General features: G+C 69.8%; 19 protein-coding genes. 7 read left to right on the top strand and 12 right to left on the bottom strand.

Going from position 1 to position 20,510, the window contains the following annotated elements; all coding sequences use genetic code 11:
- The first annotated feature begins 2 nt into the window (after window positions 1–2).
- Both gspF and HHL11_RS32525 read left to right on the top strand, forming a co-directional pair.
- Window positions 3–1,238, top strand: coding sequence for a type II secretion system inner membrane protein GspF (gene gspF, locus HHL11_RS32530; RefSeq protein ID WP_169422798.1), 1,236 nt, complete (start codon window positions 3–5; stop codon window positions 1,236–1,238).
- A 4-nt stretch (window positions 1,239–1,242) separates the two neighbouring features.
- Window positions 1,243–2,145 (top strand): 5'-nucleotidase, encoded by a 903-nt coding sequence (locus HHL11_RS32525; RefSeq protein WP_169422797.1) that lies wholly within the window; start codon window positions 1,243–1,245, stop codon window positions 2,143–2,145.
- On the opposite strand, the gene HHL11_RS32520 is transcribed toward HHL11_RS32525, so the two are convergent.
- The 4 genes from HHL11_RS32520 to HHL11_RS32505 are packed head-to-tail and all read right to left on the bottom strand — an operon-like array spanning window position 2,146 to window position 6,267.
- Window positions 2,146–3,069 (bottom strand): DMT family transporter, encoded by a 924-nt coding sequence (locus HHL11_RS32520; RefSeq protein WP_169422796.1) that lies wholly within the window; start codon window positions 3,067–3,069, stop codon window positions 2,146–2,148. It abuts the gene before it with no gap.
- Between the two features lie 30 nt (window positions 3,070–3,099).
- Window positions 3,100–4,080 (bottom strand): acrylyl-CoA reductase (NADPH), encoded by a 981-nt coding sequence (gene acuI, locus HHL11_RS32515; RefSeq protein WP_169422795.1) that lies wholly within the window; start codon window positions 4,078–4,080, stop codon window positions 3,100–3,102.
- 13 nt (window positions 4,081–4,093) lie between these two features.
- Window positions 4,094–5,278, bottom strand: a complete 1,185-nt coding sequence (locus HHL11_RS32510) for a CaiB/BaiF CoA transferase family protein (protein WP_169422794.1) — start codon at window positions 5,276–5,278, stop codon at window positions 4,094–4,096.
- Between the two features lie 14 nt (window positions 5,279–5,292).
- On the bottom strand, window positions 5,293–6,267 hold the full coding sequence (locus HHL11_RS32505) for a Bug family tripartite tricarboxylate transporter substrate binding protein (RefSeq protein WP_169422793.1): 975 nt from the start codon (window positions 6,265–6,267) through the stop codon (window positions 5,293–5,295).
- A 98-nt stretch (window positions 6,268–6,365) separates the two neighbouring features.
- Here HHL11_RS32505 and HHL11_RS32500 point away from each other — a divergent pair, with 98 nt between their 5' ends.
- Window positions 6,366–7,292 (top strand): LysR family transcriptional regulator, encoded by a 927-nt coding sequence (locus HHL11_RS32500; protein WP_169422792.1) that lies wholly within the window; start codon window positions 6,366–6,368, stop codon window positions 7,290–7,292.
- Here the strand turns inward: HHL11_RS32500 and HHL11_RS32495 are convergent, their stop codons facing one another.
- Genes HHL11_RS32495 through HHL11_RS32475 form a run of 5 tightly spaced genes read right to left on the bottom strand, consistent with a single transcriptional unit; the run spans window position 7,293 to window position 11,438 of the window.
- Window positions 7,293–7,853, bottom strand: a complete 561-nt coding sequence (locus tag HHL11_RS32495; RefSeq protein ID WP_205964803.1) for a Crp/Fnr family transcriptional regulator — start codon at window positions 7,851–7,853, stop codon at window positions 7,293–7,295.
- 15 nt (window positions 7,854–7,868) lie between these two features.
- Window positions 7,869–8,504: an ABC-type transport auxiliary lipoprotein family protein gene (locus tag HHL11_RS32490; RefSeq protein WP_169422791.1), complete on the bottom strand. Its 636-nt coding sequence runs from the start codon at window positions 8,502–8,504 to the stop codon at window positions 7,869–7,871.
- The gene (locus tag HHL11_RS32485; RefSeq protein WP_169422790.1) at window positions 8,501–9,457 is read right to left on the bottom strand and encodes an MlaD family protein; all 957 of its coding nucleotides are present in this window, start codon (window positions 9,455–9,457) and stop codon (window positions 8,501–8,503) included. The genes HHL11_RS32490 and HHL11_RS32485 overlap by 4 nt, the downstream gene beginning before the upstream one ends.
- Window positions 9,458–9,477: 20 nt before the next feature.
- Window positions 9,478–10,314, bottom strand: coding sequence for an ABC transporter ATP-binding protein (locus tag HHL11_RS32480; protein ID WP_169422789.1), 837 nt, complete (start codon window positions 10,312–10,314; stop codon window positions 9,478–9,480).
- Window positions 10,314–11,438: an MlaE family ABC transporter permease gene (locus HHL11_RS32475; RefSeq protein ID WP_169422788.1), complete on the bottom strand. Its 1,125-nt coding sequence runs from the start codon at window positions 11,436–11,438 to the stop codon at window positions 10,314–10,316. Before HHL11_RS32475 ends, HHL11_RS32480 begins: the two co-directional genes overlap by 1 nt.
- A 148-nt stretch (window positions 11,439–11,586) precedes the next feature.
- Here HHL11_RS32475 and HHL11_RS32470 point away from each other — a divergent pair, with 148 nt between their 5' ends.
- The 3 genes from HHL11_RS32470 (at window position 11,587) to HHL11_RS32460 (ending at window position 15,629) form a co-directional block, all read left to right on the top strand.
- Window positions 11,587–13,125, top strand: coding sequence for a CoA-acylating methylmalonate-semialdehyde dehydrogenase (locus HHL11_RS32470; RefSeq protein ID WP_169422787.1), 1,539 nt, complete (start codon window positions 11,587–11,589; stop codon window positions 13,123–13,125).
- 121 nt (window positions 13,126–13,246) lie between these two features.
- A complete protein-coding gene (locus HHL11_RS32465) occupies window positions 13,247–14,887 on the top strand; it encodes a GMC family oxidoreductase (protein WP_169422786.1) in 1,641 nt (546 codons plus the stop codon).
- A gap of 217 nt (window positions 14,888–15,104) precedes the next feature.
- The gene (locus HHL11_RS32460; RefSeq protein ID WP_169422785.1) at window positions 15,105–15,629 is read left to right on the top strand and encodes a DUF2946 family protein; all 525 of its coding nucleotides are present in this window, start codon (window positions 15,105–15,107) and stop codon (window positions 15,627–15,629) included.
- Between the two features lie 43 nt (window positions 15,630–15,672).
- On the opposite strand, the gene HHL11_RS32455 is transcribed toward HHL11_RS32460, so the two are convergent.
- Complete coding sequence (locus HHL11_RS32455) at window positions 15,673–16,578, bottom strand: c-type cytochrome (protein WP_169422784.1); 906 nt, start codon at window positions 16,576–16,578, stop codon at window positions 15,673–15,675.
- A gap of 146 nt (window positions 16,579–16,724) precedes the next feature.
- On the opposite strand from HHL11_RS32455, the gene ftsH reads away from it, so the two are divergent.
- The gene (gene ftsH, locus HHL11_RS32450; protein WP_169422783.1) at window positions 16,725–18,725 is read left to right on the top strand and encodes an ATP-dependent zinc metalloprotease FtsH; all 2,001 of its coding nucleotides are present in this window, start codon (window positions 16,725–16,727) and stop codon (window positions 18,723–18,725) included.
- Window positions 18,726–18,904: 179 nt separating this feature from the next.
- Here ftsH and HHL11_RS32445 read toward each other — a convergent pair whose 3' ends face one another.
- Together HHL11_RS32445 and HHL11_RS32440 are read right to left on the bottom strand one after the other, a co-directional pair.
- Window positions 18,905–19,432 (bottom strand): hypothetical protein, encoded by a 528-nt coding sequence (locus tag HHL11_RS32445; RefSeq protein ID WP_169422782.1) that lies wholly within the window; start codon window positions 19,430–19,432, stop codon window positions 18,905–18,907.
- Window positions 19,433–19,532: 100 nt separating this feature from the next.
- A complete protein-coding gene (locus tag HHL11_RS32440) occupies window positions 19,533–20,444 on the bottom strand; it encodes a LysR family transcriptional regulator (RefSeq protein WP_169422781.1) in 912 nt (303 codons plus the stop codon).
- Window positions 20,445–20,510: the final 66 nt, after the last annotated feature.

Genomic DNA, 20,510 nt, shown 5'->3' with positions numbered 1-20,510 from the left:
GGATGCCTGCCTATGCTTTCGAGGCACTCGACGCGGAGGGCGCCACCCAGAAGGGCGTCATCGAAGCCGACACCGCCAAGGCCGCCCGCGGCCTGCTGCGCAGCCGCGCGCTCGTCCCGCTGGACGTGCGCCCGGTCGCCGCCGGGTCGGCCGACGCCGGGTCTGCCGCCACCGGCCTCAACCGCGCCATCTTCACGCGCCCGGTCTTCAATTCCACGGCCCTGGCCATCTGGACGCGGCAGCTCGCCGGCCTGGTGGGCAGCGGCCTCACGCTGGAGCGGGCGCTGACGGCGCTGGCCGACGAAATGGAGAACGAGCGCTCCCACCACCTGGTAGCGGCGCTGCGGGCCGAAGTCAACGCCGGCTCCTCCTTCGCCAAGGCGCTGGCCCGCTTCCCGCGCGAGTTTTCCGACATCTACGTCGCCGTGGTCGGCGCCGGCGAGCAGAGCGGCCACCTCGGCCAGGTGCTCGAGAACCTGGCCGACGACCTGGAAGAGCGCCAGGCGCTCAATTCCAAGCTGGTCGCCGCCACGCTCTATCCCGGCATCGTCACGGTGGCGGCCGTCACCATCGTGCTGCTGCTCATGACCTACGTGGTGCCGCAGGTCGCCAGCGTGTTCGCCGGCACCAAGCACGCCCTGCCGGTGCTCACCGTGGTCATGCTGGCGCTCAGCGCCTTCCTGCGCACCTGGGGCCTGCCGCTGCTGGTGGTGCTGGCCGCGGCCTTCGGCCTGCTGCGCTGGTCGCTGCGCAACGAGGCCTTCCGCCAGCGCTTCGACGCCGGCTGGCTGGGCCTGCCGCTGCTGGGGCGCCTTTCGCGCCAGTACAACGCCGCCCGCTTCGCCGGCACGCTGGCCATGCTGGCCGGCGCCGGCGTGCCGATCCTCAAGGCGCTGCAAGCGGCTGCCGAGACCCTGGGCAACCGCGCCATGCGCGCCGATGCCATGGACGCCCTGGTGCTGGTGCGCGAAGGCGCCCCGCTGGCTTCGGCCCTGCAGCAGAAGAAGCGCTTTCCCGGCCTGCTGGCCATGTTCGCCCGCATGGGCGAGCAGACCGGCCAGTTGCCCGCCATGCTGCAACGCGCCGCCACGCAGCTTTCCACCGAGGTCCAGCGCCGCGCCCTGCACATGGCGACCCTGCTGGAGCCGATCCTGATCGTGGTGATGGGCCTGGTGGTGATGCTGATCGTGCTGGCGGTGCTGCTGCCCATCATCCAGCTGAACCAGTGGGTACGATAGCGGCATGGCGGCACCCTCCCTCGACGACAAGCTGGTGGTGGCGATCTCCTCGCGCGCCCTGTTCGACTTCGAGGAGGAGAACCGGGTGTTCGAAGGCGGCGACGCCGCCGGCTACATGCGGCTGCAGTTCGACCGGCTCAACCAGCCCGCCGCGCCGGGCATCGCCTTCTCGCTGGTGCGCAAGCTGCTCGCCTTCAACGAAGCGCAGATGCAGCGCGTCGAAGTGGTGGTGCTCTCGCGCAACGACCCCGTCTCGGGCATGCGCGTGTTCCGTTCGGCGGAGCACGCCGGCATCCCGCTGCAGCGCGGCGTGTTCACGCAGGGCCGCTCGCCCTTCGGCTACCTGCGTCCGCTGAAAGCCACGCTGTTCCTCTCGGCCAACGCCGACGACGTCAAGGCGGCGCTGCAAGCCGGCTTCCCCGCCGCGCGGGTGCTGACGGAGTCGGTGCTGGCCAGCGCCAACTACCCCAATGAAGTGCGCATCGCCTTCGACGGCGACGCCGTGCTGTTCTCCGACGAGGCGGAGCAGGTGTTCCAGGCCCAGGGCCTCGAGGCCTTCCAGCAGCACGAACTGAGCAAGGCCGCCCAGCCCCTGCCCGGCGGCCCCTTCAAGCCGCTGCTGGCGGCGCTGCAGCGGCTGCAGCAGGCCGGCAACCAGAAGATGCGCATCCGCACCGCGTTGGTCACGGCCCGCAGCGCGCCGGCGCATGAGCGCGCCATCCGCACGCTGATGGACTGGAAGATCCAGGTCGACGAAGCCATGTTCCTGGGCGGCCTGCCCAAGGGCGAGTTCCTGCGCGAGTTCGAGCCGGACTTCTTCTTCGACGACCAGACGCGGCACGTCGCGCACGCGGCGCAGCACGTGCCTTCCGGTCACGTTTCCGCCGGCATCGCCAACGTCGCCTGATCAACTGCGCGGGCCGCGCGCCTCCCGCCGCGCGATCCACAAGGTCGACCCGCAGATCACGATGCCGCCGATGAGGGTCGACCGGCTGGTCGCATCCCCGAAGGCCAGCCACCCGATCAGGGTTGCCCACACAAGGTCCAGGAACTTCACCGACTGCGTGGCCGAGATGTCCGCCGTCGCATAGGACCGCGTCAGGCAGTAGTGCGCGGTGCTCCCCAGCACGCCGCAGAAGGCACAGGTCAACCACTGGCCCAAGGTCGGCCACTGCCAGGCCCAGACGGCCAGCGGCAGGCTCAGTGTGGCCACGCTGATGGACTGCCAGGCCACGATCACCGCCGGCCGCTCGTAGCGCGTGAGCGCCTTGGTCATCAGGTAGGAAGCAGCGAACACCGGCGAAGACGCCAGCATGACCAGCGTGTAGAAGTTGCCGCCGCCGGTCAGCTTGGGCAGCACCACGATCACGACGCCGGCGAAACCGATCGCGGCCGCCACCACCCGCGGCCAGCGCAGCGGCTCGCCGAACACCAGCACCGCGCCCAGCATGATGAAGATCGGCGTGGTGAAGGAGATGGCCGTGGTGTCGGCGATGGTGATATGCCCCACTGCCATGAACCAGAGGACGAGGCCCAAAGTGTGCATGGCACCGCGCGTGAACTGGCCGGTGACGTTCTTGGGCCAGTACGAGGCGAAGCCGCCGCGCATCATCAGCGGCACCATCACGCCCAGCCCGAACAGGTAGCGCAGGAACTGCGTCTCGAAGGCGCCCAGCGTGTTGGCCAGCTGGCGCATGATGGAGTTGAGCACCACGAACAGGAAGCCCGAGAGCCCCGACCACAGCAGCGCGCGCACGTTCGGGTCCAGCCCTTGCAACCGCGCGCGCAGGCCGCGGGCCTGCTGCTTGTCCTCCACTGCGCTTGTTTCCATCCAGCCCCGGACTATACGGGGTGCAGGCTGCTACGACCCCGTCTTGACGACGAAGCGCCCGCGCACCTGCCCCGCCATCAGCTTCTTCGCCGCGTCGACGGCCTGCGCCAGCGGGATGTCGGTGACCATGGTCTCCAGCAGCTTCACGTCGAGGTCGGTCGCAAGGCGCGCCCAGGCCTGCTCGCGCAGCGCCAGCGGCGCCATCACGCTGTCGACGCCGGCCAGCGTGATGCCGCGCAGGATGAAAGGCGCGACCGTCGCCGGGAAGTCCATGCCCTGCGCCAGCCCGCAGGCGGCCACTACGCCGCCATAGCGCAGCTGCGCGCAGGCATTGACCAGCGTGTGGCTGCCCACCGCGTCCACCACGGCGACCCAGCGCTCCTTCTGCAGCGGCTTGCCGGGCGCGGCGAGTTCGGCGCGGTCGATCACGGACGCAGCGCCCAGCTTGCGCAGGTAGTCGGCCTCGTTCGCCTTGCCGGTCGCCGCCACCACCTGGTGGCCCAGCTTCGCCAGCAAGGCGATGGCGACCGAGCCGACGCCGCCGGTGGCGCCGGTCACCAGCACCTCGCCGGCGCCGGGCTGCAGGCCGTGGCGCTCCAGCGCCAGCACGCACAGCATCGCGGTGTAGCCGGCCGTGCCGATGGCCATGGCCTGGCGCGCGGTAAAGGCCTGCGGCCGCCGCACCAGCCATTCGCTCTTCAGCCGCGCGCGGCCGGCCAGGCAACCCTTGTGCGTCTCGCCGACGCCGAAGCCATTGAGGATGACGGCGTCGCCCGCTTTCCACTTCGGCGACGTGCTCTGCGCCACCGTGCCGGCGCCATCGATGCCGGCGATCATGGGCCAGCTGCGCACCACCGGCGACTTGTTGGTGATGGCCAGCGCGTCCTTGTAGTTGATGGTGGAGAACTCGACGTCGATGGTGACGTCGCCTTCGGGCAGAAAGCCGTCGTCGACCGAGGCGACGCTGGCGGTGAAATCGGGGCTCTTGTCGAGGACCAGGGCTTCGAACATGCGGACTCTTCTCCTACGCTGGCGCCGCCTCCGCCGCGAGGCGGCCGGTGCTGCGGCCCAGTGATTCTGCGCCAGGACGCGGCGGCGCGCCGGCCACCATGTCGGCGCTGCGGAAGCCCAGCCCCGGCGTGCGCACGATGCGCTCGCCTTGCGCGAAGCGCAGCCCCGGCAGCGGCAGCTGGCCGCCGCCATCGACCTCGCGCAGGAACTCGCCCAGCTTGCGCACCCGCGCCGCCGGCACGCCCACCGCGTTCAGGCGCCGTTCCATCTCCGCGGCGCTGCGCGTGGCGAAAGCGGCGCTGAAGCGCTCGCGCAGGTAAGGCAGGTCCTTCGCGACCACGAAGCCACCGTCGCTGTTCAGCGCGTCCAGGTCCAGCGCCCGCGCGTCGGTGCACAGTTCCTCCAGGCCCAGCACGGCCACGAGCTTGCGGAACTGCGCTGGCGTGTTGGCGGCGGTGGCCAGCCAGCCGTCGGCGCAGCGGTAGGTGTCCGCCGTCGGGCTGCCGGTGTAGCCGCGGTTGCCCACACGCTGCGGCTCGACGCCGCTGGTGAGGAAGCTGCTGGCGTTCGGATACATCAGCATCAGCGCGGCCTGCACCATGGACGCGTCGATGCTCTGGCCCTGGCCGTCGCGCGCGCGCTGGTGCAGCGCGGCGGTGATCGCGAGCGACGCGAGCATCCCCACCGCCACGTCGATCACCGGGAAACCCACCTTGATGGGCGGTCCCTGCGGGTCGTCGCCGGACATCATCATCATGCCGGTGAGCGCCTGCACCACGTGGTCGTAGGCGCCGCGCTGGGCCCACTCGCCCTGCTGGCCGTAGCCGGAGATGGAGCAGTAGACGATGGAAGGATTGATCGCGCGGATCGAAGCCTCATCCAGCCCGTAGCGCGCCACCACGCCGGGGCGGAAGTTCTCGATGAAGACGTCCGCCGTGCGGGCCAGCTCGCGCACCGCCGCCGCGCCCTCGGGCGTGCGGATGTCCAGCGCGGCCGAAGCCTTGCCCGCGTTCAGCGCCACGAAGCCGTCCGGCGTGTCGCCTTCGCCGCCGCGGTTGGCCCGCATCACGTCGCCGCCCGCGGGCGACTCCACCTTGATCACCTCGGCGCCGAGCTGCGCCAGGTAGAAGGAGGCCAGCGGCCCGGCGATCACATGCGACATGTCGATGACGCGCACGCCCTGCAGTGCTTGCAGCATGGTTCCTGTCCCCCTCAGATGCCGGTGATGCCGGCCAGCTTGATGATGTCGGCCCACTTGCGGTTCTCGGCCCGGATGAAGGCGGCGAAGGCCTGCGGCGACTCGCTCGGCGTCGCCGTGTTGCCGGTGGCCTCGAACTGCGCGCGCGTGGCGGGCTCGGCCAGCACGCGCACCAGCACGTCGTGCCAGCGCGCGATGGGCCCGGCCGGCGTGCGGGCCGGCGCCCACAGGCCGAACCAGGACTCCTGCACCGCCAGCTCGTTCTTCAGCACCTCCTTCAGCGTCGGCACCTCGGGAAAGTCCTTCAGCCGGGCGGCGCCGGTGGTGGCCAGCATGCGCAACTTGCCGCCCTTGACCTGCGGGATGCCGGTGCCGGCCACCGGGAAAGCGAAGTCGGTGTCGCCGCGCAGCAGCGAAGCGGCGATCTCCACCGAGCCCTTGAGCGGGATGTGCTGCGCCTTCAGGCCGGCCAGCGACACCAAGGTGGCGCCGGCCAGGTGCGCCGCGGTGCCGATGCCGCCCGAGCTGTAATTGAGCTTGCCGGGCGCCGCCTGGGCCGCGTGGATCACGTCCTCCACCTTGTGCCAGGGACGGTCGGCCCGCACCACCATCACGGTCGGCGAGGCGGCCATGTTGCTCACCGGCGCGAAGTCGGCGATCGGGTCGTATTTCAGTTCCGGCTGCAGGATCTTCTGGATCAAGTGGGTGTTGGATCCCATCAGCAGGTTGTAGCCATCGGCCGGCTGCTGCGCGACGTACTGCGCCGCCAGCACGCCGGCCGCGCCCACCTTGTTCTCGATGATCACCGGCTGGCCCAGCAGTTCGGTGAGGCGCGGTCCCAGCTGGCGCACCAGCACGTCGGGGCCGCCGCCGGCCGCGTAGGCCACGACGATGCGCACGGAGCGGGCCGGAAAGGCATCCGCCGCGCGCGCACCGGCGGCGGCAAGGGCGATGGGCAGGGCACTGGCCAGGAACTGGCGACGCTGCATGGCTTGTCTCCTCGGGAAGTCGGACCAAGGATAGGCAATGCAGGCGATATCCGGAAGTGATATGTTTTCATCCATTGCAAACCTCTGGTAATCGCTCCATGGCTGTCGAACCCGCTGCGCGCCTGGCCGCCCGCCTGCGCTTCCGCCACCTGCAGCTGCTGCTCGCGCTGCAGCAGGGCGGCAGCCTGCGCGCCGCGGCCCAGGCCATGCACCTCACCCAGCCCGCGCTGAGCAAGGCGCTGGGCGAGATCGAAGCCGCCTTCGGCGTGCCGCTGTTCGAGCGCACCGCCCGCGGCATCGTGCCCACCGAACGCGGGCGCATCGCGCTGGATGGCGCCGCGCTGCTGCTGGCACAGCTGGGCCACCTGCAGCACGAAGTGGTGGCCGCCGCGCCGGCGCCGGTCTTGCGCGTGGGCGCACCGCCGTTCGTCGCCCACGGCATCCTGCCGGCGGTGCTGGCGCGGCTGGCGGCCGGCGAGCCGCCGCTGCAGGTCGCGCTGCTGGAAGAGCGCGTGCCGCTGCTGCTGCAGGCGCTGGCGGCCGGCGAGGTGGACGCGCTGGTCACCAGCTATCCGGCGCAGATGCCGCAGGACCTGGGACCGGAACTCGCCTACGAGAAGCTGTTCGACGCCGAGTTCCACGTCATCGCCCCACCCGGGCATCCGCTGGCCGGCCAGCGGCGCGTGGGCTGGGCGGCGCTGGCCGAAGCGCGCTGGGTGATGCCGGCGCCCAGCTCCATGATGCGGCGCCTGCTGGAGGAACGCTTCCGCCGCGCCGGCGCCGCGCTGCCGCAGCCCCAGGTCGAATCGACCAGCCCGGTGACGAACATCGAACTGGTCGCGCAGGGGCTGGGCCTGGGCGTGGTGCCGGCGAGCACGCTCAAGCTGGCGCTGATGCAGGGGCGCGTCAGCCGGCTGGCGGTGACGCCAGCGATCCCGCCCAACCCGGTGGCGCTGGTGTGGCGGGCGGGGCCGCGCAATCCGCGGGTCGACGCATTGCGCGCCGCCTTGCAACACCGCCGCTAGTCATTGTTCGGTGGTGCGCTGGCGCATCACCTTCACCAGCTGCGTGCTGGTATTGCGCAGGCGCTGCGCCAGCAGCTGCGTCAGCTTCACCAGCAGCTTGGCGCCCACGGCCGGATGCGCCTTGATCAGGCGGGCGACCGCGTCGCGGTCCATCACTGCGGCGTCCACCGGGCTCAGCGCCCAGCAGCTCGCGTAGCGCGGCTCGCCGTCGAACATCGACATCTCGCCCAGCACGGCGCCGGTGCGGATCACCGCCAGCCGCGTGTTGTCGCCGCGCTGCTCGGGCGCCGCCTCGTGGCCCATGCGCTTGCCGACGTCCACCGTGCCGTTCAGGAGCAGCATCATCCACTCGCTGGAGTCGCCTTCGCGGATCAGCATCTGCCCCGGCTCCGCATGCACGTGCAGCATGCCCTCGCCCAGCACGTCGGCCTCCTGCGGCGTGAAGTCCTGCAGGATCGGGCTTTCCTGCAGCAGCCCGGGCCGCTCCGACAGCTTCTCGCAGCAGCCCAGCACCTCCAGCCCGATGGTGCGCATCTGTTCCTCGAGGCGGGCGATGGACATGGCGGCCTCCTGTCCTCAGCGTGGCTGCGCGAGCCAGGCCAGGATCTCCTGCGCGACGGCGTCAGTGGCGGCGCTGATGGCGCGCACGCCGCCGGGCGCATCGGCGCTGGGGGCCGGCTGCCTCCCGATGAAGCTGCGCTGCGCCACCAGCCGCTCGCCGGCAGCCGTGCTTTCCAGCAGCGTGCCGCGCAGGCGCACCACGCCTTCGCTTTCCGTTTGAGACGTGAACAGCTGGCTGAATTCCTCCAGCTCGATCCGCAGCACCGGCGGCGTGACGCCACCGCGGCGCGCCAGCGAGGCGGCCGCCGCGTTGTCCAGGATCGGCCGCGTCTGCCCCAGGTGGTCGCGCAGGCGTTGCCGCACCAGCTGCGCCGGCGGCGCGCTCCAGCGCGCGAAAGCGTAGGGCCGCAGCTGGAAGGCATCGGCGTAACCCAGGCGGAACAGCAGCGCCGTGGTCTCCAGCGCGCCGGCCACTTCGACGTCCGGCAGCACCAGCGGCGCCCCGAGCGGCTTCGCCTGCGCCGTGGCCGGCGCGGGACCGAGGTCGAACATGGTCTCTCGCACCGGCTTGTCCGGCAGGATGCTGCTGCAGCCAGCCAGGACCAGCGGCGACAGGGCGGCCGCGACGAGAAGCGGGCGGCGGCGGATCATCGGGCGGCTCCCGGGGCGGCGAAGCCAGGTTCGCCGGGCCCCGGCACGGGCCGGCCCTGGCCGTACACGAGGGCTTGCGGGTTTTCGGTGAGTTCGCTCACGGCGCGGTTCAGGGACTTCACGGTGCGGGTGGCTTCGTCGGCCACGCGGTTGATGCGCGGCAAGGTGGCGCGGCCGAACTGGTCGGCCGCCGCGGACAGGGAATCGACGCCCTCGCCCATGCGGTCCAGCGGACCGTCCGGGGCGTTGATGCGGCGGGCCACGGTGCCGAACTCGTCGACCGTCTTGTCGAGGTTGGCCGCAGTGTGCTGCACGCTGCGCAGCGCGGTACCGGCATCGGCCAGCGCGGGGTCGACGCGCTTGGACACCGTCTGGTCCAGGTGCTGCACCAGCTGGTTGGTGGTGTCGGCGGTGCGGCCCACGCTTTCCAGCGCGGTGGCGATGCGCTTCTGGTTTTCATCACCCAGCAGCGTGTTGACGCGCGCGGCGACTTCGTTGACCTTGTCCATGATCAGGGTGCCCTTCTCCTCCAGCTCCGTCAGCAGGCCCGGCTTCAGCGGGATGCGCGGCGGGTTGTCGTCGTCCGGTTCCAGCCGCGGCGCCTTCTTGTTGTTGTCCGACAGCTGGATGAAGGCCAGGCCGGTCACGCCCTGGTAGCTGAGGGTGGCGAAGGTGTCGGTGGTGAGCGGCGCGTCGCGGTCGATCTGCAGCCGCACCAGCACGTTGCCCTGCACCTTGGGGTCGAAGCCCACCGAGCTCACCTTGCCGACGTCGACGCCGCGCAAGCGCACCGGCGCCTGCGCCTGCAGGCCAGTGACGGATTCGCGCGTGGTGATCTCGTAGCTGTCGCGCACTCCCGTGTCGCGCGTCAGCCAGGAGGCCAGGCCGAGCACGAGCACGGTGAGCAGCGCCACGAAGATCCCGGCGGCCAGGGCGTGCGCTTTGTTTTCCATGTTGCCGTTTCCTTTCGACGCTAGATCGCGAACGGGTATTCGCGCAGCAGTTCCATCGCCCGCTGCCCGCGTTCGCCCAGGAAGAACTCCTCCACGAAGGGATGCCGGAAGGCGATGACGTCGCGCGGCCGCGCGGTCACGATCACCTTCTGCTCGGCCAGCACCGCGATGCGCGTGGACAGCTCGAACAAGGTGTCCAGGTCGTGGGTCACCATGATGACCGTCAGCGCCAGCTCGCGATGCAGCGAGCGCAGCAGGTTGACGAAGGCATCGGAGCTGTCCGGGTCCAGGCCCGCGGTGGGTTCGTCCAGCAGCAGCAGCGGCGGGTCCATGATCAGCGCGCGCGCCAGCGCGGCCCGCTTGATCATGCCGCCGGACAGCTCGGACGGCATCTTGTCGGCGTCGGCCGGCTTCAGGCCCACCATCTGCAGCTTCACCAGCGCCGCTTCCTCGATCAGGCGCGGCGGCAGCGTCTTCAGTTCGCGCAGCGGGAAGGCGACGTTCTCCAGCACCGTGAAGGCGGAGAACAGCGCGCCGTGCTGGAACAGCATGCCCACGCGGCTGCTGGCGCCGCGCCGGTCCAGCTTCTGCAGCGGCCGCCCGCCAATGAGGATCTCGCCGCGCGCCGGCCGCTCCAGGCCCAGCATCTGGCGCAGCAACACCGTCTTGCCGGTGCCGGAGCCGCCGACGATGGACATCACTTCGCCGCGCTTCACCTGCAGGTTCAGGTCCTTGTGGATCACGACGCGGCGGTCCGGGTGGCGGAAGATCGTCCACAGGTTGCGGATGTCCACCATCGGCACGTCTTCGTCCGGCTCGAGGGCGCTGGCGACGCGGCGGTCCTTCAGGTCTTCCATCAGATCCCCACGTTCTTGAACAGGATGGCGAACAGCGCGTCGACCAGGATCACCACCGTGATCGCCGTCACCACCGAGGACGTCGTGCCCTCGCCCAGGCTCTGCGTGTTGGGCAGCACCCGCAGGCCGAAGTGGCAGCCGATCAGCGCAATGAGGATGCCGAACACCACGGACTTCACCTGCGCCAGTACGAGGTTGGACACCATCACCGCGTCGGGCAATGCGTTGATGAAGTAGCTGGGGGTGATGCCCAGCGACAGGTCCGCGGCCAGCATGCCGCCCAGCAGGCCGGCCAGCGTGGTCCAGCCGCTGATGAGGGGCATGGCGATGGCGAGCGCCATCGCGCGCGGCAGCACCAGGCGGTAGCTGTGCGAGATGCCCATCACGCTCATGGCATCGAGTTCGTCGGTCACCCGCATCACGCCGATCTGCGCGGTGATGGCGCTGCCCGAACGCCCGGCGATCAGGATGGCCCCGAGCAGCGGCCCCAACTCGCGGATCAGCGCGATGCCCAGGATGTTGACGATGTAGGCATCGGCGCCGAACTGCTTGAGCTGCTGCGCGGTGAGGTAGGCCAGCACCACGCCGATCAACGAGCCGACCAGCGCGGTGATCGGCAAGGCGGTGGCGCCGATGCGATACAGGTGGCCGGAGAAATCGCGCCAGGGCCCCTGATGCGGCGCCTTCGCCAGCCGGCCCAGGTTGAGCGTGAGCCGACCGAGCAGGCGGATGAAATCGCGCACATGGCCCATCGCGCGCAGCAGCGAGGCGCCGAACTCCAGGTACAGCGTCCACCAACTCGCCTTGCGCTTCCTGCGCGGCTCGGTGGTCAGCTTCGCCACCCGCTCCAGCAGCGAGCGCTGGGTGTCGCTGGTCTCCAGCTGCGGCGGCCAGCGCCGGCCCCAGTGGTCCCACAGGAACTGCGCGCCCACGTGGTCGATCTGCTTGGCCCCGCGCAGGTCCCAGCCGCGGCCCGGCTCGGCCTCCGGCAGGCGGCGCTTCAGCTCGCGCAGCAAGCCCGGGCGGGCGAACTGCGAAGCCGTCCATTCGCCGAGCAGGCGCACGGCGGCCTCGGAGGCGGGCTCCGATTCGAAGCGGGGCGTGGCGTCGTTGGTGGTGCTCATGGGCGGGCCGTCCATCCTAACGGCAGAGTCGAGTTTCGGGGGCGGGAAGTGTTCGCCCTTTGCGAGGAGGCCGGGACTGCGGGGAGGTCCCGTGGAAGGCCTGCGAACGCGGCGTTAGACTGCCCGCACCCCAATCGAGGATCGCCCCATGAACGCCCCCGACAAGACCCGTCCCGCCGCCATTGCCTCCATCGGGCACTGGATCGGTGGCCGCGTCGCCCCCGGCCAGAGCGGCCGCCGCGCCGATGTCTTCAACCCCGCCACCGGCCAGGTGAGCGGCCAGGTGGCCCTGGCCAACGCCGGTGAGGTCGATGCCGCCGTGCGGGCCGCCCAGGCGGCCTTCCCGGCCTGGGCCGACACGCCGCCGATCCGCCGCGCCCGGGTGATGTTCAAGTTCCTCGAGCTCCTGAACAAGCACCGTGACGAACTGGCCCACATGATCACCGCCGAGCACGGCAAGGTGTTCACCGACGCCCAGGGCGAAGTGACGCGCGGCATCGACATCGTCGAATTCTCGTGTGGCATTCCGCAGCTGCTGAAGGGCGACTACACCGACCAGGTCTCCACCGGCATCGACAACTGGACGCTGCGCCAGCCGCTGGGCGTGGTGGCAGGCGTCACGCCGTTCAACTTCCCGGTGATGGTGCCGATGTGGATGTACCCGGTGGCCATCGCCGCCGGCAATTGCTTCATCCTCAAGCCCAGCCCGCTGGACCCCAGCGCCGCGATCCGCATGGCCGAACTGCTGAAGGAAGCCGGCCTGCCCGATGGCGTGTTCAGCGTGGTGCAGGGTGACAAGGACGCGGTAGACGCGCTGCTGGAACACCCGGGCGTGTCGGCCATCTCCTTCGTCGGCTCCACTGCCATCGCGCAGAAGATCTACGAAACCGGCGCGCGCCACGGCAAGCGCGTGCAGGCGCTGGGCGGCGCCAAGAACCACATGGTGGTGATGCCCGATGCGGACATGGACCAGGCCGTCGACGCGCTGATCGGTTCGGCCTTCGGCTCCGCCGGCGAGCGCTGCATGGCGATTTCGGTCGGCATCCTGGTGGGCAACGCGGCCGACCAGATCATGGACAAGCTGAAGGAGCGCACGCTCACGCTGAAGGTGAAGAACGGCGAGGAACTGGACGCCGAGATGGGCCCCATCGTCAGCAAGGTGGCGCAGGAGCGCATCACCGGCTACATCGGCCAGGGCGAGAAGGAAGGCGCGAAGCTGCTGGTGGACGGCCGCAAGTTCCAGGGCGCCAAGGCCGGCGCCGGCTGCGACAACGGCTTCTGGATCGGCGGCACGCTGTTCGATGGCGTCACGCCGGACATGAAGATCTACCAGGAGGAGATCTTCGGGCCGGTGCTGGGCTGCGTGCGTGCCAAGGACCTGAAGGAAGCGGTGGACCTGATCAACGCGCACGAATATGGCAATGGCGTGTCGCTGTTCACCCGCGACGGCAACACGGCGCGCGAGTTCTCGCGCCGCGTGCAGGTCGGCATGGTGGGCGTGAACGTGCCGATCCCGGTGCCCATGGCCTGGCACGGCTTCGGCGGCTGGAAGAAGAGCCTGTTCGGCGACATGCACGCCTACGGCGAGGAAGGCGTGCGCTTCTACACCAAGCAGAAGTCGATCATGCAGCGCTGGCCGGAGAGCATCTCCAAGGGCGCGGAGTTCGCGATGCCTACGGCGAAATAACAGCCGGACTTCCGGACGCAAAAGACGCGAAGGAGCGCAAAGGACGCAAAAAAATCCAGGATGTTCTTTTGCGGTTTTTGCGCGCTTTTGCGTCTTTTGCGTCCGGAAGTCCGGAGGTTCAATGAGCGAGACAACGTTCGACTACGTGATCATCGGCGCGGGCACGGCGGGTTGCCTGCTGGCCAATCGTCTTTCCGCGGACCGCTCCAAGCGCGTGCTGCTGATCGAAGCCGGCCCGCGTGACGATTACCACTGGATCCACATTCCGGTCGGCTACCTGTACTGCATCGGCAATGCGCGCACCGACTGGCTGTACAACACCGAGCCCGATGCCGGCCTGAACGGCCGCACGCTGCGTTACCCGCGCGGCAAGACGCTGGGCGGCTGCTCCAGCATCAACGGCATGATCTACATGCGCGGGCAGACGCGCGACTACGACGGCTGGGCGCGCGCCACCGGCGACGACGGCTGGACCTGGGACAACTGCCTGCCCTACTTCAAGAAGCACGAGGACTTCTACAAGGGCGCCGACGCGCTGCACGGCGCCGGCGGCGAATGGCGCGTGGAGAAGCAGCGCCTGCGCTGGGACGTGCTGGACGCGTTTGCCGAAGCGGCGCGCGAAAGCGGCATCCCGCACAGCGAGGACTTCAACCGCGGCAACAACGAAGGCGTCGGCTACTTCCAGGTGAACCAGAAGAACGGCTGGCGCTGGAACACCGCCAAGGCCTTCCTGCGCCCCACCTGCTACGGCCGCCCCAACTTCGAGCTGTGGACCGGCGCGCAGGTCGCGAAGCTCGTGATCGAAACGCAGGGGGACGGCAACCAGCGCTGCACCGGCGCCGAGGTCTGGAACGGCAAGGAAATGATCACCGTGCAGGCCGCGCACGAAGTGCTGCTGTGCGCGGGCAGCATCGGCTCGCCGCAGCTGTTGCAGCTTTCGGGCATCGGCCCGGCGGCCTTGCTGCGCGAGCACGGCATAGCCGTCGTGCACGACCTGCCCGGGGTCGGCGAGAACCTGCAGGATCACCTGCAGATCCGCGCCGTGTTCAAGGTCGATGGCGTCGCCACGCTCAACACGCTGGCCAGCAGCTGGTGGGGCAAGCTGAAGATCGGCATGGAGTACGCGCTGAAGCGCAGCGGCCCGATGAGCATGTCACCCTCGCAGCTGGGCGCCTTCACGCGCAGTTCGCCGGAGCAGGCCTGGCCCAACCTCGAATACCACGTGCAGCCGCTGAGCCTGGACGCCTTCGGCGAGCCGCTGCACGCCTTCAACGCCTTCACGGCCAGCGTCTGCAACCTGAACCCCAGCAGCCGCGGCTGGGTGCGCATCCGCAGCAAGCGCTTCGAGGACGCCCCGGCGATCGCGCCCAACTACCTGTCCACCGAGGAAGACCGCAAGGTCGCGGCCGATTCGCTGCGCGTCACGCGCCGCATCGCCTCCCAGCCGGCACTGGCGCGCTTCAAGCCGCAGGAGTGGAAGCCGGGCCCGCAGTACCAGACCGACGAGGACCTGGCGCGCCTCGCGGGCGACATCGCCACCACCATCTTCCACCCGGTCGGCACGACGAAGATGGGGGCCGACAGCGACCCGATGGCGGTGCTCGATGCCCGCATGCGGGTGCGCGGAATCGCCGGATTGCGGGTGGTGGACGCCGGCGCGATGCCCACGATCACCAGCGGAAACACCAATTCTCCGACCCTGATGATGGCGGAGAAGGCCGCCGAATGGATCGTGGAAGATTCACGCTTCCAGTTTCCCTAGCATATTCGGAGCGCGGGAAAGTCCCGATGCCCTAGGCTGGTGCAAAGCCTTACAGTCTCGGCACTCGACTGCGCCCCCTCGTAGGGCAGTTAGGACGAGGGACCGAGGAGACAACCCCCACAATTCAAACATGTTGCGACAGCCGATTGCTGCCGCACCTCCAAGCGCCGCCCTGCGGCGCTTTTTTTTTCTTGGGCGCCCGGAACATAATCGCCAGATGGACGACATCGTTCGGCAAGCGATGGCCAAGTGGCCGAACGTGCCGCACTGCTACGGCTGGCTGGGGCTGGACGAGCGCGGCAACTGGTATCTGCGCGACGACGCCACGCAGGCCGCCGGCGCCTTCCCGCAGTGCAAAGGCTCCCTGCTGCGGCATGACAAGCTGGTCGACTTCATCCACCGCAACTACGACCATGACGCCGCCGGCCGCTGGTACTTCCAGAACGGCCCGCAGCGCGTGTACGTCGAATTGCAGGCCACGCCCTGGATCTGGCGCCTGCAGGCCGACGGCTCGGTCGCCAGCCACACCGGCCGTCCCGCGCAGGTGCGCGGCTGCCTGATGGACGAAAGCGGCCGCCTCTACCTGGACACCGACATCGGCTTCGGCCTGGTGCACACGCAGGACATCGCCCAGGCCTCCGAAGCCGTGGAACAGGGCCAATGGCAGCCGCAGGACGTGCGCGCCAGCGAATTGCCAGCGCGCTTCGGCTACCAGCTGAGCCCGTCTTCCTCGCAGGCGTGAAAAAGCCGGCGCCAGGCCGGCTTCTTCCTGGAGGCGAAGGCTCTTACTTCGCCGCGCCCACCATGTAATCGACCGCGGCCTTCACGTCCGCATCCGGCGCGGCGCTGCCGCCCTTGGGCGGCATGGCGCCCTTGCCGTGCAGCGCGGTGTTGTACAGGGCGTCCTTGCCCTGCGCGATGCGCGGCGCCCAGGCGGCCTTGTCGCCGAACTTGGGCGCACCGGCCACGCCGGCAGCGTGGCAAACCTGGCAGGTGGAGTTGTACAGGGCCTGGCCGGCACCGGCGCCAGCGGCGGCCTGGGCTGCGGGGGCGGCGGCAGCCGGAGCCGCAGCGGCGGCGGCGGGAGCAGCCGTACCAGCAGCGGGCGCGGCGGCCGGGGCAGCGGCGGCCGCCGGGGCGGACGCACCGTTGGCCGCGGCAGCAGCCGGCGCGGCCGGCTCGGTGAACTTGGCGCCGCCGGCGTTGGCCATGTAGGCCACGGCACGGGCGACTTCGGTATCCGAGAAATCGCCGCCGCCCTGGGCCGGCATGGCGTTCTTGCCGTGCAGCGCGGAGTTCACCAGCGCTTCGAAGCCCTGGGCGATGCGGGGGCCCCAGGCGGCGGCGTCGCCGAACTTGGGCGCGCCGGCCACGCCCGCCGTGTGGCAGGTGGTGCACTGGGCCTTGAAGACTTCTTCGCCGGTCTTGAGCGGGCGGTTGGGATCCTGGATCTCCACGGTGCCCACCTTCTTGATGCGCTCCGCCACGCCGCGTTCCACGTCCTGGGCCGTCATGCCCCCCAGCGAGTACTTGGCCGCTTCGGTGTCCCCGGCCGGCTTGTTCTCGGAGGTCACGTACGAGACCAACGCGATGATGATGAACACCGGGACGAGGAAGGAGAACAGCACCGCGATCAGCAGTTGCTTGGGCGTCTTGATCGGACCGGTGTGGGCTTCGTGGCTGTCGCTCATTGTGTCCTCGGTGAATGCGCCTCTTCGCTGGATGGCGCGGTTCCAAATCAACCGGCGATTATAGTCAGCGGGAATCTGGGGCCTTCCGGTCACCCCCTCGCTTGCCGCCCTTGCGTGAGAATGGGGCAACAACCGCAGGAGCCGCCATGACCGCGCAACAGCCGCCCAGCAAGCCCACGCCGCCCGCGGGCAAGGGGTTCTCGGGCATGCCGCCACGCCGGGTCTGGGGCCTGTTCCTGCTGATCCTGCTGGTCAACTACCTGCTTTCCACCTTCGTGTTCAACGGCGCGGAGGCGCCGGTCACCATCCCCTACACGGTGTTTCGCGAGCAGGCCGGCGCCGGCAACGTGCAGTCCCTCTACAGCCGCAACACCAGCATCGAGGGCCGCTTCAAGGCCGCCGTGACCTGGCCGCCGGCCGGCCACCCGCAGCCCACGCCGCCGGGAACCAAGGTCAACGTGCCGGTGCCCACGCGGACCGCCACCACCTTCACCACCGAGCTGCCCGCCTTTTTCGACCGCGACCTGGAGTCCTTCCTGATCCAGCACGGCGTGGAAATCAGCGCCGTCCCCATCCAGCAGGGCGGCTTCTGGAGCACGCTGCTGTACGGCTTCGGGCCGGCCATCATCCTGATCGCCTTCTATGTGTGGATGTACCGGCGCGCCTCCGCAGCCGGCGGCGGCCCCGGCATGGGCGGCGGCATCTTCGGCATCGGGCGCAGCAAGGCACGCCGCTACGACATGGAGAAGGACACGCGCGTCACCTTCGACGACGTCGCCGGCATCGACGAGGCGAAGAACGAACTGGTGGAGATCGTCGATTTCCTCAAGTCGCCGCAGAAGTACACGCGCCTGGGCGGCAGCGCGCCCAAGGGCGTGTTGCTCATCGGCGCTCCCGGCACCGGCAAGACCTTGCTGGCCAAGGCCGTGGCGGGCGAGGCCGGCGTGCCCTTCTTCTCCATGAGCGCCTCGGAATTCGTGGAGATGATCGTCGGCGTGGGCGCGGCGCGCGTGCGCGACCTGTTCAAGCAGGCCCGCGAAAGCGCGCCGGCCATCATCTTCATCGACGAAGTCGACGCCATCGGCCGCGCCCGCGGCCAGGTGGCCATCGGCGGCGCCAGCGAGCAGGAACACACGCTGCAGCAGATTCTGACCGAGATGGACGGCTTCACCGGCCGCGAGGGCATCATCGTGCTGGCTGCGACCAACCAGCCCGACGTGCTGGACCGCGCGCTGCTGCGCCCGGGCCGCTTCGACCGCCGCGTGGTCGTCAACCTGCCCGACAAGGCCGGCCGCCAGGCGATCCTGCAGGTGCACGTGCGCAAGGTGCCGCTGGCCGCCGACGTGAGCCTGGAGGAAATCGCGCAGACCACGCCCGGCTTCTCCGGCGCCGACCTGAAGAACCTGGTGAACGAGGCGGCGCTGCTGGCCGCGCGCAGCAACGAGTCCGAAGTGACGCAGAAGGACTTCGGCGACGCGCTGGAGAAGATCGTGCTCGGGCCGGAGCGGCCGCTGCTGCTGGGGCCGGACGACCGCGAGCGCATCGCCTTCCACGAAAGCGGCCATGCGTTGCTCGGCCTGCTGGTACCCGGCGCCGACCCCGTGCACCGCGTCAGCATCGTGCCGCGCGGCCAGGCGCTGGGCGTCACCTACCAGCGGCCGCAGACCGACCGCTACAACTACCCCGAGGCCTACATCCGCGCCCGCATCGTCGGCATGCTGGGCGGCCGCGCGGCCGAGGAAGTGGTGTACGGCACCCGCACCACCGGCGCCGAGAACGACATCGAGCAGGCCACCAACCTCGCGCGCAACATGGTCACGCGCTGGGGGATGAGCGACAAGGTGGGCATGGTGCAGCTCGCGCCGGCGCAGAACGCCTTCCTCGGGGGCGGCGGCGCCTACATGGGCGAGAAGCCTTTCAGCGAAGAGACGGCGAGCCTGGTCGACTCCGAAGTGCAGCGCATCATCCACGGCTGCCACGATGACGCGAAGCGCCTGCTGCGCGAAAACCGGCGCGCGCTCGACGCGCTGGCGGCGGCCCTGCTGCAGAAGGAAACGCTCTCCGAGCAGGAGATCCTGGCCGCCACCGGCCTCGCGCGCGCGCCGGACCTGCATAGCCGCCCGCTGCAGATGCCGCAGGACGCGTGAGCGCGCTGGCAGCGCCATGCAAGGCTTGCCTCGGTTTTGAGCATTGCTCCTACAAAAGTGTTTCACGCACAGGCGTAGCTTGGGCGCGGGCCCGCTTGGGGTCCGTTGTCAAAGGAGAACGCCATGCCTGCAGGTTCAACCCCGAAAGAAGAACGCGAGTACGAACACATCAAGAAAAGCTACGAGAAGCGCGGCCAGACGGGTCGCGCCGCGGAGATCGCTGCGCGCACGGTGAACAAGCAAAGGGCCGAGGCCGGCGAAACCAAGGAGCCGAAGTCGCAGGCCAAGTCCGGCTCGAAGGCGTCCTCCTCGCGCGCGAAGGCATCGTCGTCTTCGACCAAGTCCGCGTCCAAGCAGGCGGCCAAGTCGTCCAGCCGCAGCAAGTCGTCGTCTTCCTCGAAGCCGTCCGCGAAGTCCTCGTCCAGCCGGTCGTCTTCGAGCAAGTCCTCGTCGTCCAAGCCTTCGGCCAAATCTTCCAGCCGCTCCTCTTCGAGCAAGGCGTCCGCGTCGTCCAAGCCGTCGGCGAAGTCATCGAGCCGCTCGTCTTCGAGCAAGTCTTCGTCGTCCAAGCCTTCGGCGAAGTCCTCCAGCCGGTCTTCGGCGAGCAAGACCTCGTCGGCCAAGCCCGCGGCCAAGTCGTCGAGCCGCTCGTCTTCGAGCAAGTCTTCGGCGGCCAAGCCTTCGGCGAAGTCGTCCAGCCGCAGCAAGTCGTCCTCGTCCTCGAAGCCGTCCGCCCGGTCGGCGAAGCGCCCGTCCTCGAGCCGCGCCTCCGCGCGCCCGAGCAGCCGCTGAGGCCCGCGCGAGCGCTCAGCCCGCGCTGCCGAACAGCTGCTCGCCGCGCTCGCGCAGCAGCCGCAGCACGCGCTGCGCGGCCGGCGACAGGTAGCCGCCGCGCCGGTGCGTCACGCCAAGGTTGCGGCGCAGCGTGGTGGCCGGCAGCTGCACCTCGCGCAGCGCGGCCCCGCGCTCCAGCGCCAGCGTGTGCCGCGACACGAACGTCAGCAAGTCCGTGCGCGCCACCATCCGCGGCAGCAGCGCGATCGATCCGCTTTCCAGCTTCACGTCCGGGGGCGGCAGGCCGCGCCCGCTGAAGGCCAGGTCCAGCCATTGCCGGCTCGGGATGTGCGCGCTGGGCAGCGCCCAGCCGTAATCCAGCAAGGTGCGCATCTCCAGCTTGCGCTTGCGGAACACCGGATGGCTGCGCGCCGCGGCGACCACCACCACGTCTTCCACCAGCGGATAGGACACCAGCTCCGGGTCGCTGTCCACCGTCAGCCCCACCAGCAGGTCCAGCTTGCCCTGGCGCAGCTGCGAGCGCAGTTCGAAGCTGGGGCCCACCAGCACGTCGACGCGCACCCGCGGCGCCTCGGCCAGCACCGCGCGGCACAGCTCCGGCACCAGGTGCTCCGCAGCGATCGGCCCGCTGCCCAGGGCAACCTGGCCGGCGGAGCCCTGCGCAAAATCGCGCACCTCGCGCACCACTTCGTCGCTGGCCGAACGCAGCAGCCGGCAGCGCGCCAGCAACACCTCGCCCACCGGCGTCAGCCGGATGCCGCGGCCGGCGCGCTCGAACAGGGGGCTGCCCACCAGGCCTTCCAGCCGCTGGATGCACTTGGTCAGGGCCGGCTGCGAGCGGCCCACCTCCTGCGCGGCGCGGCCCAGGTGCCCCAGTTCCGCCACCGTCTCGAAGAAGCGCAGGTCGCGCAGGTGCAGGTCCATCAATTCGAAAAAGTGATGATTCGATGATCATTATCGAATAGACGGAATGAGTGCGCGTTCCCAGAA

It is taken from the genome of Ramlibacter agri (assembly GCF_012927085.1).
GTDB classification, from domain to species: Bacteria; Pseudomonadota; Gammaproteobacteria; order Burkholderiales; family Burkholderiaceae_C; genus Ramlibacter; species Ramlibacter agri.
The sequence above is the reverse complement of the archived record's forward strand: the minus strand, read 5'-3'. Positions and strand labels throughout refer to the sequence as shown.